Below are 15,066 nucleotides of genomic sequence, written 5' to 3'. Positions count from 1 at the left end.
AACAGGCCCCCCCCCCGTGTGGCGCAGCGCGGGCGGCGGCCTTGTTCAGCCTTCTTCGCTCAGCGTTCCCACTGGTAGAAGCACTTCGCCATCGCGTCCTTCGGACTCCGCCAGGTCTGCGGGTCGTACGGGCTGACGAAGGCTTCGAGCCGCTTGCTGATGCCGACGAACTCGGGGTGTCCGGCCACCTTCGCGATGGCGGGTCCCGGGTCCTGCTCGGCCTCGATGAAGTGCATGTACACATCGCCGAACTGGAACAGGGAGCGCTTGGTCACCCCGACGAGGTGCGGGAGTTCGCCGGCGTCGGAGGCCGCGAAGACGTCGGCGATGTCCTTGGCCGACTGCGGGGCCATCCTGGCGACGATCAGTGCGTGGTGCATGCGGCCTCCACACGCTTGCGGATGAGCTCCATCTGGATGGGCGAGTTGCGGTTGATGATGTCCGTCATCCCGGCGTCGTCGACCGGGGCCTCGGGCTTCATGGCGAAGTCCTGCGTCCAGTGCATCCGGGTGCCGCGCGGGGTCTCGGCGTACTCCCACACGATGTTCATGTACTCGAAGGGGCCGGTCTCGACCCTGCGGGCACGGACAACGAGGTTCTCGCGGTCGGCCACCCGCTCCGACACCCAGCTCCACACCTTGCCGTTGTCGTCGGGGTGCATGGTCAGGCGGAAGGTCACCGTGTCGCCCTCGCGGGACAGCACCTCGCAGGAGGCGTACTCGCTGAACAGCTGGGGCCAGCTCTCCAGGTCGTTCGTCATGTCCCAGACGAGGTCGAGGGGTGCGGCGATGGTGATCTCGTTCTCGGTGTGTCCGGCCACTTCAGGCTCCTGTCGTGAGGGCGCCGTTGACGAGGTCGAGGAAGGCGCGGGGGCTCTTGCAGCGCTCGGCGTCGGTGGGCAGCGCCCGGCCGTGCCGGTTCTCCAGCTCGCCCACGATGCCGAGCAGGCCGAGCGAGTCCAGCCCGAACTCGCCGAAGGGCGTGTCCACCCGGCGTTCGAGTTCCTGCGGGTCGACGGTCACGCCGGCGGCCTTCTTCATCAGCGCGGCCAGTTCCGCGACGGTCACTTGGGTCACGTCGGTGGTCATGCGGGTTCTCCTTGTTGTTCCGGTCGGCGGATCCCGTGGCCGTTCACGCGGCGGATCCGGGGCCACGGCGCAGGACGAGCGCCGCGTTGGAGCCCATGAGTCCCCGGCTGAGGACCAGGGCGGTGCGGAGCTCGGCCGGGCGTGCCGTGGCGGTCACCAGGTCGATGTCGTGGCAGACCTCGAAGACGCCGGGCGTCGGCGGTATCTGTCCGTGCTCCATGGCCTGCACCGCGGCCACGACGTCCAGCAGGGGTGCCCCGCAGTACGACCGCCCGATGCCGGTCTTGGGGGCGGTCACCGGCACGCGGGTGCCGTGCGGGCCGAGGGCGTCGGCGAGGGCGAGCGCCTCCGCACGGTCCGCCTCGGGCACGCCCATCGCGTCGGCGAAGACCACGTCGATCTCCTCCGGTGCGCAGCCGGCCTCGGCTAGGGCGCCGCGGATGGCGTGCGCGAGCCCTTCCCGCGACCGGTCCCAGCGCGAGGCACCGGTGAACGTGGCGGCGTGTCCGGCCACGGTGGCCCGGACGAACGCGTCCCGGCGCCGGGCCCGCTCCAGGTCTTCCACGACCAGCACGGCCCCGCCCTCGGCGGGCACGAAACCGCAGGCCGCCGAGGTGAAGGGGCGGTAGGCACGGGTCGGGTCCTCGACGGTGCTGAGCTCGGGGTAGCCGAGCTGGCAGACCCCCGAGTAGGGGGCGAGCGGCGCCTCGGCGGCGCCGACCACGACCACGTCCGTTCCCCGGTGCACCGCGCGGGCGGCGTGCGCGACGGCGTCCAGGCCGCCCGCCTCGTCGCTGGCCACCACCCCGCAGGGGCCCTTGAAGCCCTTGCGGATGGAGATCTGGCCGGTGCTGGCCGCGTAGAACCAGGCGATGGACTGGTACGGGCCGACGAACCGGGATCCCTGTCCCCACAGCTTCTGTAGTTCCCGCTGGCCGAACTCACCGCCACCGGACCCGGCGGCGGTGACCACACCGACGGAGTACGGCGAGTCGGCGGCGCTGCTGCTCAGTCCCGCGTCCTGAAGGGCGGCGTCGGCGGCGGCCAGCGCGAAGTGGGTGAACTTGTCGGTCTGGACGAGGAAGGTCTCCTCGATCAGGGCCGACGGGTCGAATCCGCGGACCTCGCCGGCGACCCTGAGCGGAAGGTGCTCGCAGCCCTCCCGGGTGACCCGGTCCAGTACGCTCGCGCCTTCCTTGACGGACTTCCAGTAGGTGTCCGCGTCCAGGCCGTTGGGCGCGACCACACCGAGGCCGGTGACCGCGGTGTGCCGGGTGCGTGGACCACTCATCGTCGTCTCCTCCCACTCGGCCCCGTCAGGAGCACCGCGGACTGGAACCCGCCGAAGCCGCTGCCCACGGAGAGCACGTTGTCGAGCCTGCGCGGGCGGGCGGTGCGCGGGACGTAGTCCAGGTCGCACTCGGGGTCCGGGGTCTCGTAGTTGGCCGTCGGCGGCACCACCTGCCGGGCCAGCGCGAGCACACAGGCGACGACCTCGATCGCGCCGATCGCGCCGAGCGAGTGGCCCACCATGGACTTGATCGAGCTCATGGGCGTGTCGTAGGCGTGGGCGCCCAGCGACTTCTTGACCGCGGCGGTCTCGTGCCGGTCGTTCTGGCGGGTGCCCGAGCCGTGCGCGTTGACGTAGTCGATCTCTGTCGGGTCCACGCGCGCGTGGTCGAGCGTGTCCTCGATGGCGCGGGCCATCTCCAGGCCCTCACAGGTCAGTCCGGTCATGTGGTAGGCGTTGCCGAAGGTGGCGTAACCGCCGATCTCGCAGTAGATGTGCGCGCCCCGCGCGCGGGCGTGCTCCAGGTCCTCCAGGACGAGTACGGCGGCGCCCTCGCCCATGACGAAGCCGTCGCGCCGCGCGTCGAAGGGGCGGGAGGCGTGCTCCGGGTCGTCGTTGTTGGGCGACGTGGCCTTGATGGCGTCGAAGCAGGCCATGGTGATCGGGGAGATCGGGGAGTCCGAGGCCCCGGCTATGCAGATGTCGGCGCGGCCCTCCTCGATGGTGTGGAAGGCGTAGCCCACCGCGTCGAGTCCGGAGGTGCAGCCGGTGGACACGGTCTGCACCGGTCCCTGGGCGCCGAACCGCTCCGCGACGTCGGCCGCGAGCGTGCTGGGCGAGAACGCCCGGTGCAGTTGCGGCTCGGCGGCGCGGTGGTCGACGTCCCAGCGCTGTCCGCGCTCGCTGACCAGGACGTAGTCGTGCTCCAGGCGGGTCGTGCCGCCGACCGCGCTGCCCAGGGACACGGCCACCCGCCAGGGGTTCTCGGCGGCGAAGTCGACACCGCTGTCGGTGACGGCCTCCTGGGCGGCGGCGAGGGCGAACTGTATGTACCGGTCGGCGCGTTCGACCACGTCGGTGTCCAGGCCGTGTGCGAGCGGGTCGAAGTCGCACTCGGCGGCGATCCGGGAGCGCAGCCCCTCGGGGTCGAACAGGGTGATGCCGCGGGTCGCGGTGCGGCCGTTGGAGAGGAGGTCCCAGAACGCCGGCACTCCGATGCCGCCCGGGGCGACCACGCCTATGCCGGTGACCGCCACGCGCCGGGTCATGACAGCACCTCTGGGCGTTCCGGCTGCGCACCCTCCCCCTGGACGAGCGGGTACGCCTGGACGTCGTCGCTGATGTCGGGGGCCTCGGTGTCGACGTGTCCGAGCTTCGGGTTCGGTGCGAGGGGGCCCAGATGGAAGATCATGCGGGCTTCCTCGTCGCCGACGTTGCGGAAGCGGTGCCGCATGTCGATGGGGATCATGAGGCCCTGGTCGGAACGGAGGGGAAACGTTTCTCCGTCGAGATCGACCTCCAGCCGGCCCTCGACGACGTAGATGAACTCCTCGGAGTACGGGTGGTAGTGCTCGCTGATCCGTTCGCCGGGCCGGATGATGGCCAGGCCCATGAAGCCGCTGGTGGCACCCACCGTGACCGGGGTGAGCAGGGTGCGCAGGTCGCCGCCGCGCTTGCGGTTGGGCTCGATCTCTTTGAGGTCCACGACGCGCGGGCGCATCTTGTCCATGGTCTGTCTCCAGGTCGTTCGGTGGGGTGTGGGGGCGCTGTGCGGGCTCCTGTGCGGGTCCCCGTGCGCGCTTCCCTTGCGGTCAGGACTGCGCGGCCCTGCGGTCGGTGATCAGCGCCATGTCGGCGTGGGTCAGGAGGCGGGTCGCCTCCCGTGCGCTCGCGAACCGTCCCTCGACACCGAGGGCGTCGCCGTCGAGCAGCCGGGCCAGCACGGCGGCCTTCCTCGGGCCGTGGATGGCGAGCGCCGCCACCGGATCGGCTTCGGGATCACCCCGTACGTCGATGAGGCGGACGACGATGTCCTCCCGCTGGAAGACGGTGCTGCGGTGCACGGGTCCGGCCGGGTCGGCCGCCGCGGTCTCGTCCTGTCGGGACAGCAGCCGGGCCAGTGCCATCCCGCAGCCCTCTTTGGCCGGGTAGTAGAGGGCGTGCCGCGTGAGGTCGGCCGGCTCCTGGCCGCCGCGTGTCACGTGGTGGACGGGCGGCATGGCGGCGCGGGCGAAGAAGGTCCGGGCGGACTCGGGGTCGGTGAGATCCCGGTGCTGCTCCAGATGCGGGTTCAGGGCCTCTTCGACGGCCCGGATCTCGGGCTGCCGGGAGACGTGGCGCAGCGCTGTCGTCAGGTCGCCCTCGACCTCGACGGTGCGGACGACTCGGTTGCCGTGCATGAACAGGGTGGTGCGGCGCAGGCGCGTGGTGGCGTCGACGCGGGCCTCGGGCGGGGCGTATCCGGCGAGGATCTCGGCGACCTTGGACTCGGAGCCGGGCTTGACGGTGAAGGTCAGGGCGTGGCGGACGACGCCGTCGCCCACCCGTACCTCCCTCTGGAGTCCGTCTGCCCCGGGGCGGGCGCCGCCCGCCGTGCCGCCCGTCTCGCGGACGATGCCGTACCGCATCGAGCGCAGTTCGCGGGCGCAGCGTGTCAGGGGCCGGACCGTCTCGATGTGCTCGTCGCTGTTCACCCAGGCGTGGTACGGCGGGGCGGTCGCCCATTCACTCGTGATGAGCCACTGGGACGGGTTCTCCACGGACTGGCACAGCTGGTCACCGAGGTGACCGGGAACCGACGCGACTCGGTCGCGCATCTGCTCGTACGCGTCCAGGAACTGTTGCTCGGCGCCTTCGTGAAGGTCGACCAGCAGGAGGACTCGCATCCTGGAGCCGTCGAACGCCGACTGGGATGTGTAGGGCGAAGTGGTCATCCGGCAGACCCTTCCTTCGCGAGAGCAAGCGGCGGCCGTCCTCGTCCACCAGCGCGAACGCGGGTTCCGGCCCTGAGCCTTCATCGTGGGTCAGGGGTCTGGGGTCCGCGAGCCACGCGGGCCAATTGAGGGACCTGTGCGCGAGGGGGTGCCTGGCTGCTGTCGACGCCGTGTCAGGCGGGTACCGGGGGCTGCATGTGGCGTGGGTGGGGCGCGGGTTGGTGGGGGCTCGTGTAGCGCGGGGGGGGTGTCCGTCCTCGGTCCGGTGGGCTGGCCTTGCGCGAGAGGTGCCGTGTCTTGACACCGGACTCTGCGGGCGGACACCCCCCGACGCGGCCGCCGGGCCCGTGGGGGTACGCCGTCCAGGCGCGGGGCGTACGACCACTCTTCGACGCCGGGCCAGGCATCCTCAGCCCGTCCGGCGTTTGAGGACGAGGCCGTTCAGGCCGATGGGGGTCCAGGGGGCGGAGCCCCCTGGCGGGGTCGAAGGGGCGGAGCCCCTGGGGATGGGACGGGTAGGGGCGGCGGGGGCGAGGAAACCGGGGTGGGCCTACGGGGTCGGCGTTCTCCGGAGGAGGCGGTGCCGTGGAGCGGAGGCCGAGGGGGCTGAAGTCCCCCGTTCAGCAAGGGGACTTGAATACGGCGGCCTCCGCTCGGCTAGTCGGCGAGGTGTCGTTCCACCGTCTCGACCTTGGAGGTGAGCGCGTCGGTCACGCCGGGGCGGATGTCCGCCTTGAGGACCAGGGAGACCCGGGGCGCGCGGGCCTCCACCGCGGCCACGGCACGCTTGACCACGTCCATGACCTCGTCCCAGTCGCCCTCGACGGAGGTGAACATCGCGTCGGTGCGGTTGGGCAGGCCGGACTCGCGGACCACGCGGACGGCGTCGGCGACGTACTCCCCCACGTCCTCGCCGACGCCCAGCGGTGTCACGGAAAACGCGACGATCATGCGTTGACGACGCCTTCCTTGCGGGCGCGGGAGGCGATGACGGCGTCCTCGGCCTCGCGCTTGAGCTTGCGGTCGGCGAAGAAGCCGCCGGTCGGCAGGACGGAGAGGACGAAGTAGAGCGCCGCGGTCTTCAGGGACCACTTGGTGCGGTTCCAGGCGTCCGCCCAGAACACCACGTAGAGGATGAAGAGAACGCCGTGGACCGCGCCCATCACGGGTACCGCGTTGAAGTCCGTGGTCCGCTTCAGCACCGAGCAGACGAGCAGGAGCAGGAACGACACCGCCTCGGGGGCCGAGACGAGGCGGAGGCGGCGGAGGGCGGTGGCGGTCTTGATGTCCACGGGTCACCTTCGGTGGGGTCGGCGGGAGAGACGTCGCTTGTGAACGCAAGCACAAACGCTCGGCCCATTGTGGCAAACGTTCGGGGGTGGGTGCGGACGGGGGTCGCGTCGGCCGTACGGCGTGCTCTAAGGGTGCCGTCAGGGGTGAAGTCCACCCACAGGATCTGTTGGCGGCGGGCACCGCGGGCTACCTTCGCCCCGTGGCGATGTTCCGACTTCAAGGAAGCAAGGTGCTCGCCGTCGACGTGACCGGGGACGCCGTGAAGGCGAAGAACGGCTCGATGGTCGCGTACGACGGGCAGATGGCCTTCAAGAAGATGAGCGGCGGCGGCGAGGGGCTGCGTGGCATGGTGACGCGGCGCCTGACCGGTGAGCAGATGACGGTGATGGAGGTGAAAGGGCACGGGACGTGCTGGTTCGCGGACCGGGCCTCCGAGATCAACCTCGTCAGCCTCCAGGGCGACAAGCTGTACGTGGAGTCGAGCAACCTGCTCGCCACGGACGCGGGGCTGCGGACGGGGACCAGTTTCACCGGGATGCGTGGCGCCTCGCAGGGGAACGGGCTGTTCACGACGACCGTCGAGGGACACGGGCAGGCGGCGATCGTGTCGGACGGCCCGGCCGTGGTGCTGCGGGTCAGTTCGCAGTATCCGCTGACCGTCGACCCCGGGGCCTATGTGGCCCATCAGGGGAATCTGCGGCAGTCCTTCCAGTCCGGTGTGACGTTCCGCACGCTCCTGGGCGAGGGCGGTGGCGAGGCGTTCCAGATCCGGTTCGAGGGGGACGGGCTGGTGTACGTACAGCCGAGCGAGCGGAACACGATCGCGGGAGACGTGTGACATGGGCTTCCGTGAGATCAACTCCAAGATGGTCGAGGCGACCGTCCTGCCTGGGCAGCGGCTGTTCAGTCAGCGCGGCGCGATGCTCGCCTACAAGGGCGAGGTGTCCTTCACTCCCAACACCGCCGGCGGCCAGGGCGGGATCATGTCGATGATCGGGCGCCGGGTCGCGAACGAGGACACTCCGCTGATGAGCGTCGAGGGCAGCGGCACGGTGCTCTTCGGGCACGGCGGCCACCACATCCAGGTGATCAACCTCTCCGGCGACACCCTGTGCGTGGAGGCGGACCGTCTTCTCGCCTTCGAGGGCACCCTCCAGCAGGGCACGATGTTCCTCGGCTCGCAGGGCGGCGTCATGGGCATGGTCCGGGGGCAGATCAGCGGGCAGGGGTTGTTCACCACCACCCTCAAGGGGCAGGGGGCGGTGGCCGTGATGGCGCACGGCGGTGTCTTCGAGATCCCGATCACCCCGCAGCGGCCGGTCCACGTGGATCCCCAGGCCTACGTCGCCCACCACGGCGACGTGCGCAACAAGCTGTCGACCGCCCTCGGCTGGCGCGACATGGTGGGCCGGGGCTCCGGCGAGGCCTTCCAGCTGGAGCTCAGCGGCAACGGTGCGGTGTACGTCCAGGCGTCGGAGGAGAAGCTGTGAGCCCCTACGGACCCCCCGGCGGTTACGGAGCCCCCGGCGGCCCCACCGTCCTCGACCCCGCGACGCTGCCCTGCGACGACAACGTCAACGCCTACACCTTCTGCGTGGAGCTCAAGGGGAGCCAGTGGTTCCTCCAGAAGGGGAAGATGATCGCCTACTACGGCTCGATGGAGTTCAACGGCGTCGGGCACGGCCGACTCGACCGTCTTGTCCGTACGTCCTTTCATTCGCCTCTGCACGCGAGCGACTGGGTCGTGGCCGAGGGCTCGGGGAAGATGCTGCTGGCCGACCGGGCTTTCGACGTGAACTCGTACGACCTCGAAGACGGCAATCTGACCATTCGCTCGGGCAACCTGCTCGCTTTTCAGCCAACTCTTGCCCTCAAGCAATCGATCGTGCCGGGTTTTCTGACACTCATCGGAACCGGAAAGTTCGTGGCCGCATCTAACGGTCCGGTGGTGTTCATGGAACCCCCGATCCGGGTGGACCCGCAGGCACTCGTCGGCTGGGCCGACTGCCCATCGCCGTGCCACCACTACGACCATGGCTACATGACCGGCGTAATGGGCGGTCTACGTGCACTGACGGGCCTCGGCGGGGCCTCCGGAGAGGAGCATCAGTTCGAGTTCGTCGGAGCCGGTACGGTCCTGCTCCAGTCGACCGAGACCCTGATGGCCGAGCAGGCCACGGGGGCGGTTCCACCGGAGGCCGGAGTACCGGGTGCCGGCGGGACGCACACAGGCCCTTCACAGACGGCCGGGGCACAGCGCCTTCCCGGACAGCTGGGAGACCTCCAGCGTCGCTTCGGGCTGTGAGCGGTAGTCTGCGGAGTGTGACATCGAACGTGTGCGCACACGGTGATGTCACAGAAAACCCTCGCTAGTTCGCCTTTCAACATTTTAGGTAGACTTCATTCATGGAGACCGAGACGGCCACCCACTGGCTGACCGATGCGGAGCAGTGCGCCTGGCGCACCCACCTGGAGGTCAACAGGCTCTTGACGTACCAGCTCGAAAAGGACCTGCAGCCGTTCGGCCTGACAATGAACGACTACGAGATCCTGGTGAACCTCTCCGAGTCGGAAGACGTACGGATGCGGATGAGCGACCTCGCGTCGGCCACCCTCCAGTCGAAGAGCCGCCTCTCCCACCAGATCACCCGGATGGAGAACGCGAACCTGGTCCGGCGGGAGAACTGCGAGTCCGACCGCCGCGGGCTCTACGCGGTCCTCACCGAGCACGGTATGGAGACCATGAAGAAGGTCGCCCCGCACCATGTGGCGTCTGTGCGGAGACACTTCATCGACCTGCTGGCCCCCGAGTCCATGACCGAACTCGACAAGGCCCTCAAGCCCATCGCTGAGCACCTGCGTGGCCAGCGGGGACGTCCGTAACCCGGACAGGCCCTAGTGAGCCTGCGGCAGGCGGAGTTCGAACAGGGCTCCGCCCGCCGGCGCCCGGCTCACGGTGAGCGTGCCTCCGTGCCGTACGGCGACGTCGCGGGCGATGGCCAGGCCCAGCCCGGCACCGCCGTCGTCGCGGCTGCGGGCCTCGTCCAGCCGTACGAACCGCTCGAAGATCCGCTCCCGGTCGGCCTCGGCCACCCCGTCCCCGTCGTCGGCGACGGCCACCACGGCCCAGGAACCCTCTCCGGCCACCCCGCCGGCGTCCCGCCGCACGGTCACCGTGACCTCCGCGCGGGCGTGCCGCCGGGCGTTGTTCAGCAGGTTGGTGAGCACCCGCCCCACCTGCGACCGCGACCCGGCCACCTCCACGACCTGCGCGTCCACCGTCACACCCGGGCGCCCCTCGGCCTGTTCCCGGGCCAGCGCACCGAGATCGAACCGCGTGTCACCGGGCCGTTCCCCGGCGTCCAGACGGGCGAGCAGCAGCAGATCGGCCGCGAGGTCCTGGAGCCGTACGGTGTCCTCCACGGCGCCGTCGAGGTCGAGCAGCTCGGGGTGCGCGGCGGCCACCTCCAGCTGGGTGCGCAGGGACGCGATCGGGCTGCGCAGTTCGTGCGAGGCGTCGGCGACGAACCGGCGCTGGCGTTCCACCGAGGCCTGAAGCGCGGCCAGCGTCTCGTTCGTGGTCAGCGCGAGAGCGGCGACCTCGTCGTGCGTGGCCGGCACCGGCACACGGCGTGCGAGGTCCTCGGACGCGGTGATCGCGGCCATCTCGCCGCGGATGCCCTCGACCGGGCGCAGGGCGCGCCGGGTGACCAGCCAGGTGACGCCCGCGACGACCGCGAGCAGCAGCGGGAAACCGATCAGCATGACGGTCAGCGCCGTCCTGACGGCGCTCTGCTCGGCGGAGAGGGGCGCGCCCGCGTACACGGTGAGCTGCCCCCGGCCCTCGACCTCGACATGGACCTCGGCGAAGCGGTAGTCGTCGGTGTCGCCGTCGAGCGTGGCGGTGCCGTTCGTGAAGCTGGTGTGTTCGCTGATCTCGCCCGGGTCGAGGGATTCGGGGGCCGATTCGTCGTCCGCGTCGTCGTCGGAGTCCTCACCGCTCCCGGTCCGGCCCGGCGAGGTCTGTGGCTGCGGCTTCACCGCCCGGGTGCCCGTGCCGCTGATCCGCTCCAGGTCCTCGCTGGCCGCGAGCAGGTTCCCCTTCTCGTCGAGGACCTGGACGGGTTCGTCCTTGTCCACCGACAGCGGCTGGTCGGGCCGGGTGAGCGCGATGTCCGTGGCGACGGCCCGTGCGGTGTGTTCCGCCTCCGTGCCGGCCTGCCCGACGAGGTTGGACCGAAGCGACAGCAGTACGGCGGCCCCGGCCGCGACCAGTGCCACGGCGACCACCAGGGTGGCGGCCAGCGTCGCCCGGGACCGGACGGAACCGAACAGACGGCCGCTCATGGCGATGCCTCCAGTCTCTCCAGCCGGTAGCCGGCGCCGCGCACCGTCCGGATGAGCCCGGCGCTCAGCTTGCGTCGCAGGGTGCTGATGTACACCTCGACGATGTTCGGATCGCCCTCGTAGGCGAAGTCCCAGACGTGCTCCAGGATCTCGGCCTTGGACACCACCTCGCCGGCCCGCACCACGAGGTGCTCCAGCACCGCGAACTCCTTCGTGGTGAGGACCACTTCGCCATCACGGAGGAAGACCCGGCGGGCGGCGGTGTCGACCTTGAGATCTCCGTGGACGTGCACGGGCGAGGCCCCTGCCCCCTGTCCCCCGCGCCGCAGCAGCGCCTTCACGCGGGCGACGAGGACGACGTACGAGAACGGCTTGGTCAGGTAGTCGTCGGCGCCGGTGTCCAGCCCCTCGGCCTCGTCGTACTCGCCGTCCTTGGCGGTGAGCATCAGGATCGGCACGTCGTGTCCGGCGGCGCGCAGGGCGGCGCAGACGCGGTAGCCGTTCATGCCGGGCAGCATGATGTCGAGGATCACGAGGTCGTACGACCCCTCCGAGGCCCGGTACAGCCCCTCCCGGCCGTCGTGGACGACGTCCACGGCGTATCCCTCGGCGGTCAGGCCCTTGGCGAGCGACAGGGCCAGCCGCTTCTCGTCCTCCACGATCAAGATTCCAAAGGGGTGGCGCGAAGCGCCTCGAGCAGGGCGGTGGTGGGAGACGGGTGGGCGCATGCGTAAAGGTTCGCAAAGCGAAGCTGAAGATCTCTTCAGGGGGCTTCAGGTTCCTCTCAGCGTCGGTTCGGCAGATTGGTTCTCGTCGAAACGAAGACATACGAACCGACGTGAAACGTGATCACCCGGGAGGGAACCCCATGAAGCGCAACATCGTCATCGCCACCGTCGCCGCCGCGGCCCTGATCGGAGGCGGCACCGTCGCGGCCTACGCCTCCGGTGACGACGACAGCGCGCCCACGCAGCGTCAGTCCACCGTCCGCGTCTCCGACGACCGGGACGACAGCGCGGAGGACGCCGCTGAGGACAAGGCGGAGGACAAGGCGGACAGGGCGGACGATGCCGCCGACGACCGCCGCGCGGCGGCCACCGCCACCAAGGTCGGCGCCGCCGACGCGATCGCGGCCGCGCTGAAGCACACGCCGGGCACGGCCGTCGCCGCCGACCTGGACGACGACCGCTCGAACGTCTGGGAGGTGAACGTCGTGAAGGGCGACGGCACCGACTACGACGTCCGGGTCTCCGCGGACGACGGCAAGGTCCTCGGCGCCCAGCGCGACACCGATGACGACAACGACGGCCGCGAGGACCTCGCCGCGCTGAAGGGCGCGAGCGTGGACGCCCGCGAGGCCGCCGTGGCCGCCGCGGCGAAGGGCACCGTCACCGACGTCGACCTGGACGACGACGGCCCCGCCGCCTGGAGCGTGGAGACCACGAAGGGCGAGTGGAAGGTCGACCTCAAGACCGGCAAGGTCACCCAGGACCACGACGACGACCAGAACGCTCAGGACGACCGCGACGGCGACGACGACTGACCTGGGGCCGACTCACCGCACCCCCGTCCCCCACTTCCTCAGGGGCGCCCCCTCACGGGTGGCGCCCCTGCCGCCGCGAACGTGGAAGCAACCGCAAACCCGCGGCGTCGACCGGGGTCAGGCCGCCCGCACGGCACCCCCGTTGCGTGCCTCCCCCTCCTCCTCTTCCCCAAGGGCGCCCCCGTCACGGGTGGCGCCCCTCGCCACGGTCACCGCCGCGAGCAGCGTGACCGCGCCGGTCACCGCGAAGCACCACGCCGTCGGCAGCCGTCCGACCAGCACACCGGCGGCCGCGGTGCCCGCCGTGCCCCCCGCGTTGACGGCCGTGTTCACCCAGGCCCCGGCCTGGACCCGGGCGTCCGGCGCCGCGGCCTCGTCGGCGATGAGATACGCGGTGGTGATCGCCGGGGCCACGAAGAGCCCGGCGACCGCCATGGCCGCCGCGAGCGTGCCGAGCCCCGGGGCCAGCCCCGCGCCGAGCACCGCCAGCCCCAGGCCGCCGGCCAGCAGCATCAGCCGTAGCCCGGCCGGCGTACGCCATGTGACGGCCCCGTTGGCGAGCCCGCCGACGGCGCTTCCGGCCGACAGGGCGGCCAGCACCCAGGCCACGCTCTCACCGCCGTGACCGCGCCCGTCGGCGAACGCCACGACCAGCAGCTCGACGGCGCCCAGCGCGAGCCCGACCCCCGCGGCGGCGATCACGGGCCGCCGGATCCCCCGCAGCACCGGGCGCCGGCCCTCGCCGCGCGACTTCGCCCCCGCGTCGCCGGGCATCACGTCCCGGACGGCCGGCGAGGACACGAACCCGGCCGTCCCGGCCGCGATCAGTACCGCCCCGACGACGATCCCGAGGGCCGGCGGAGCGAACCCGACGACCACACCGACCAGCAACGGCCCCGAGACGAAGAGCAGTTCCTCGGCGACGGCGTCCAGGCTGTAGGCGCGCTGCACCAGCGCCCGGTCGCCGGCGATCCTGCCCCACACGGCCCGCATGGTCGGCCCCAGCGGCGGCGTACAGGCGCCCGCGGCGGCGGTCACCGCGCCCAGCACGAGCGGGGAGGCGGTTCCCGGGCGCCAGACGACCACCGTCAGCAGCCCGAGCGACGCGGTGTAGGCCGCGGCCATCGGCACGAGCGCCCGGCGCGGCCCGTGCCGGTCGATCAGGGCCGCCCTGGCGGGCGACAGGAAGACGCTGGTCCCGGAGAACAGCGCCATCACGGTGCCGGCCACCGCGTAGGACCCGGAGGCCCGGGTCACGGCCAGCATCACGGCCAGCGGGACGATCCCGTACGACAGCCTGCCCAGCAGGGCGGCGGCGAAGGTACGGCGGGCGTACGGGATCCGGAGAACGGCGGCATACGAAGGCCGCGCGACAGACGTGGAAGACACGGGAGTTCCTCGACTCGAGGCGGAAAGGGGACGCCGAACCGCCGCGACGGCCCCGGCCGACAGGCCGTACACCGTGCGCGGTCAGGGCGAGCCCTATGCCATGAGGAGGTACATGCGGTTCAAGCTACCAGCGGGGGCCGGGAGTTGCCCATGCCGCAGCGCTGGGAGCCGACCGGATGAGGGGCTGCGAGCCGCCTCACCAACAGCACCCGCGGGGGCGGGGTTCAGGTCCGCGTGAGTCCGGCGACCAGTTCGTCCGCCGCCCGGTAGGGATCCAGCTCCCCGGCGACGATCTTCTCCGCCAACGCGCCGAGCCGGCGGTCGCCGTGGAGGTCGGCGATGCGTTCGCGCAGGGCGGTGACGGCGATGGTCTCGATCTCGCGGGCGGCGCGGGCGCGGCGGCGTTCGGCGAGGACGCCGTGCTCCTCCATCCAGGCGCGGTGCTTCTCCAGAGCTTCCAGGACCTCGTCGACGCCCTCGGCGCGTGCGGCCACCGTCTTGACGATCGGGGGGCGCCAGTCGCCGGGGCCGCGGGACTGGCCGAGGCCGAGCATGTGGTTGAGCTCGCGGGCGGTGGCGTCCGCGCCGTCGCGGTCGGCCTTGTTGACGACGTACATGTCGCCGATCTCCAGGATGCCCGCCTTCGCCGCCTGGATGCCGTCGCCCATGCCGGGGGCGAGGAGGACCACCGAGGTGTCCGCCTGCGAGGCGATCTCCACCTCCGACTGGCCGACGCCCACCGTCTCGACCAGGATCACGTCACAGCCCGCCGCGTCCAGGACGCGGATCGCCTGCGGGGCGGCCCACGCGAGGCCGCCCAGGTGGCCGCGCGTCGCCATCGAGCGGATGTAGACGCCGGGGTCGGAGGCGTGGTCGGACATCCTCACCCGGTCGCCGAGCAGGGCGCCGCCCGAGAAGGGCGAGGACGGGTCGACGGCCAGGACGCCGACCCGCCTGCCCTGCTTGCGGTACGCCGTGACCAGGGCGGACGTGGACGTCGACTTGCCCACGCCGGGAGATCCGGTCAGACCCACGACGTACGCGTTGCCCGTCAGCGGGGCCAGTGCCGCCATGACCTCCCGCAGCTGCGGGGACGCCCCCTCCACCAGGGAGATCAGCCGGGCCACGGCCCGCGGCCGGCCTTCCCTGGCCTGGGCCACCAGGGTGGAGACGTCCTGCATC

18 protein-coding genes are annotated in these 15,066 nt (G+C 71.3%); 5 read left to right on the top strand and 13 right to left on the bottom strand.

The window, feature by feature from the left end:
* Positions 1-59: 59 nt before the first annotated feature.
* The 9 genes from ACFU95_RS04195 to ACFU95_RS04155 all read right to left on the bottom strand — a co-directional run bounded on the left by ACFU95_RS04195 (position 60) and on the right by ACFU95_RS04155 (position 6,604).
* Positions 60-380, bottom strand: a complete 321-nt coding sequence (locus ACFU95_RS04195; RefSeq protein WP_383821385.1) for a TcmI family type II polyketide cyclase — start codon at positions 378-380, stop codon at positions 60-62.
* Entirely contained in the window at positions 365-820 is a 456-nt protein-coding gene (locus ACFU95_RS04190) for an SRPBCC family protein (protein ID WP_383821383.1), read from the bottom strand. Before ACFU95_RS04190 ends, ACFU95_RS04195 begins: the two co-directional genes overlap by 16 nt.
* Position 821: 1 nt before the next feature.
* Positions 822-1,088 carry an acyl carrier protein gene (locus tag ACFU95_RS04185; protein ID WP_383821381.1) on the bottom strand — a complete coding sequence of 89 codons (267 nt, stop codon included), beginning with the start codon at positions 1,086-1,088 and terminating at the stop codon, positions 822-824.
* Between the two features lie 43 nt (positions 1,089-1,131).
* The gene (locus ACFU95_RS04180) at positions 1,132-2,379 is read right to left on the bottom strand and encodes a ketosynthase chain-length factor (RefSeq protein ID WP_383821378.1); all 1,248 of its coding nucleotides are present in this window, start codon (positions 2,377-2,379) and stop codon (positions 1,132-1,134) included.
* Positions 2,376-3,647 (bottom strand): beta-ketoacyl-[acyl-carrier-protein] synthase family protein, encoded by a 1,272-nt coding sequence (locus ACFU95_RS04175; RefSeq protein WP_383821375.1) that lies wholly within the window; start codon positions 3,645-3,647, stop codon positions 2,376-2,378. The genes ACFU95_RS04180 and ACFU95_RS04175 overlap by 4 nt, the downstream gene beginning before the upstream one ends.
* Positions 3,644-4,108: a cupin domain-containing protein gene (locus tag ACFU95_RS04170; protein WP_383821372.1), complete on the bottom strand. Its 465-nt coding sequence runs from the start codon at positions 4,106-4,108 to the stop codon at positions 3,644-3,646. The genes ACFU95_RS04175 and ACFU95_RS04170 overlap by 4 nt, the downstream gene beginning before the upstream one ends.
* 82 nt (positions 4,109-4,190) lie before the next feature.
* Complete coding sequence (locus ACFU95_RS04165) at positions 4,191-5,312, bottom strand: SchA/CurD-like domain-containing protein (RefSeq protein ID WP_383821369.1); 1,122 nt, start codon at positions 5,310-5,312, stop codon at positions 4,191-4,193.
* Positions 5,313-5,969: 657 nt separating this feature from the next.
* Positions 5,970-6,263, bottom strand: a complete 294-nt coding sequence (locus ACFU95_RS04160) for an MTH1187 family thiamine-binding protein (protein ID WP_383821367.1) — start codon at positions 6,261-6,263, stop codon at positions 5,970-5,972.
* Positions 6,260-6,604 carry a DUF3817 domain-containing protein gene (locus tag ACFU95_RS04155; protein ID WP_383821365.1) on the bottom strand — a complete coding sequence of 115 codons (345 nt, stop codon included), beginning with the start codon at positions 6,602-6,604 and terminating at the stop codon, positions 6,260-6,262. The genes ACFU95_RS04160 and ACFU95_RS04155 overlap by 4 nt, the downstream gene beginning before the upstream one ends.
* 206 nt (positions 6,605-6,810) lie before the next feature.
* Here ACFU95_RS04155 and ACFU95_RS04150 point away from each other — a divergent pair, with 206 nt between their 5' ends.
* The 4 genes from ACFU95_RS04150 to ACFU95_RS04135 all read left to right on the top strand — a co-directional run bounded on the left by ACFU95_RS04150 (position 6,811) and on the right by ACFU95_RS04135 (position 9,488).
* Positions 6,811-7,443: an AIM24 family protein gene (locus ACFU95_RS04150; RefSeq protein ID WP_383821424.1), complete on the top strand. Its 633-nt coding sequence runs from the start codon at positions 6,811-6,813 to the stop codon at positions 7,441-7,443.
* Between the two features lies 1 nt (position 7,444).
* The gene (locus ACFU95_RS04145; RefSeq protein WP_383821362.1) at positions 7,445-8,095 is read left to right on the top strand and encodes an AIM24 family protein; all 651 of its coding nucleotides are present in this window, start codon (positions 7,445-7,447) and stop codon (positions 8,093-8,095) included.
* Complete coding sequence (locus ACFU95_RS04140; protein WP_383821360.1) at positions 8,092-8,910, top strand: AIM24 family protein; 819 nt, start codon at positions 8,092-8,094, stop codon at positions 8,908-8,910. Before ACFU95_RS04145 ends, ACFU95_RS04140 begins: the two co-directional genes overlap by 4 nt.
* A gap of 101 nt (positions 8,911-9,011) precedes the next feature.
* The gene (locus tag ACFU95_RS04135; RefSeq protein ID WP_048582906.1) at positions 9,012-9,488 is read left to right on the top strand and encodes a MarR family winged helix-turn-helix transcriptional regulator; all 477 of its coding nucleotides are present in this window, start codon (positions 9,012-9,014) and stop codon (positions 9,486-9,488) included.
* A 12-nt stretch (positions 9,489-9,500) separates the two neighbouring features.
* Here ACFU95_RS04135 and ACFU95_RS04130 read toward each other — a convergent pair whose 3' ends face one another.
* Both ACFU95_RS04130 and ACFU95_RS04125 read right to left on the bottom strand, forming a co-directional pair.
* Entirely contained in the window at positions 9,501-10,952 is a 1,452-nt protein-coding gene (locus ACFU95_RS04130; RefSeq protein ID WP_383821357.1) for a sensor histidine kinase, read from the bottom strand.
* Positions 10,949-11,680: a response regulator transcription factor gene (locus ACFU95_RS04125; RefSeq protein ID WP_383821354.1), complete on the bottom strand. Its 732-nt coding sequence runs from the start codon at positions 11,678-11,680 to the stop codon at positions 10,949-10,951. The genes ACFU95_RS04130 and ACFU95_RS04125 overlap by 4 nt, the downstream gene beginning before the upstream one ends.
* A 140-nt stretch (positions 11,681-11,820) precedes the next feature.
* Here ACFU95_RS04125 and ACFU95_RS04120 point away from each other — a divergent pair, with 140 nt between their 5' ends.
* Positions 11,821-12,495, top strand: coding sequence for a PepSY domain-containing protein (locus ACFU95_RS04120; protein WP_383821350.1), 675 nt, complete (start codon positions 11,821-11,823; stop codon positions 12,493-12,495).
* Positions 12,496-12,612: 117 nt separating this feature from the next.
* Here ACFU95_RS04120 and ACFU95_RS04115 read toward each other — a convergent pair whose 3' ends face one another.
* On the bottom strand, positions 12,613-13,884 hold the full coding sequence (locus ACFU95_RS04115; protein ID WP_383821347.1) for an MFS transporter: 1,272 nt from the start codon (positions 13,882-13,884) through the stop codon (positions 12,613-12,615).
* 224 nt (positions 13,885-14,108) lie between these two features.
* Positions 14,109-15,065 (bottom strand): methylmalonyl Co-A mutase-associated GTPase MeaB, encoded by a 957-nt coding sequence (gene meaB, locus ACFU95_RS04110; RefSeq protein ID WP_383821344.1) that lies wholly within the window; start codon positions 15,063-15,065, stop codon positions 14,109-14,111.
* Between the last annotated feature and the right edge of the window lies 1 nt (position 15,066).

Source organism: Streptomyces sp. NPDC057623, assembly GCF_042800355.1.
Lineage (GTDB): Bacteria > Actinomycetota > Actinomycetes > Streptomycetales > Streptomycetaceae > Streptomyces.
This window is presented reverse-complemented; position numbering and strand designations above follow the sequence as displayed.

What these genes read in the sequence shown, in the direction of transcription:
- ACFU95_RS04195 (WP_383821385.1), bottom strand. Translation starts at nt 380, where the DNA reads ATGCACCACGCACTGATCGTCGCCAGGATGGCCCCGCAGTCGGCCAAG.
- ACFU95_RS04185 (WP_383821381.1), bottom strand. Translation starts at nt 1,088, where the DNA reads ATGACCACCGACGTGACCCAAGTGACCGTCGCGGAACTGGCCGCGCTG.
- ACFU95_RS04180 (WP_383821378.1), bottom strand. Translation starts at nt 2,379, where the DNA reads ATGAGTGGTCCACGCACCCGGCACACCGCGGTCACCGGCCTCGGTGTG.
- ACFU95_RS04175 (WP_383821375.1), bottom strand. Translation starts at nt 3,647, where the DNA reads ATGACCCGGCGCGTGGCGGTCACCGGCATAGGCGTGGTCGCCCCGGGC.
- ACFU95_RS04170 (WP_383821372.1), bottom strand. Translation starts at nt 4,108, where the DNA reads ATGGACAAGATGCGCCCGCGCGTCGTGGACCTCAAAGAGATCGAGCCC.
- ACFU95_RS04165 (WP_383821369.1), bottom strand. Translation starts at nt 5,312, where the DNA reads ATGACCACTTCGCCCTACACATCCCAGTCGGCGTTCGACGGCTCCAGG.
- ACFU95_RS04160 (WP_383821367.1), bottom strand. Translation starts at nt 6,263, where the DNA reads ATGATCGTCGCGTTTTCCGTGACACCGCTGGGCGTCGGCGAGGACGTG.
- ACFU95_RS04150 (WP_383821424.1), top strand. Translation starts at nt 6,811, where the DNA reads ATGTTCCGACTTCAAGGAAGCAAGGTGCTCGCCGTCGACGTGACCGGG.
- ACFU95_RS04145 (WP_383821362.1), top strand. Translation starts at nt 7,445, where the DNA reads ATGGGCTTCCGTGAGATCAACTCCAAGATGGTCGAGGCGACCGTCCTG.
- ACFU95_RS04135 (WP_048582906.1), top strand. Translation starts at nt 9,012, where the DNA reads ATGGAGACCGAGACGGCCACCCACTGGCTGACCGATGCGGAGCAGTGC.
- ACFU95_RS04130 (WP_383821357.1), bottom strand. Translation starts at nt 10,952, where the DNA reads ATGAGCGGCCGTCTGTTCGGTTCCGTCCGGTCCCGGGCGACGCTGGCC.
- ACFU95_RS04125 (WP_383821354.1), bottom strand. Translation starts at nt 11,680, where the DNA reads ATGCGCCCACCCGTCTCCCACCACCGCCCTGCTCGAGGCGCTTCGCGC.
- ACFU95_RS04120 (WP_383821350.1), top strand. Translation starts at nt 11,821, where the DNA reads ATGAAGCGCAACATCGTCATCGCCACCGTCGCCGCCGCGGCCCTGATC.
- meaB (WP_383821344.1), bottom strand. Translation starts at nt 15,065, where the DNA reads ATGCAGGACGTCTCCACCCTGGTGGCCCAGGCCAGGGAAGGCCGGCCG.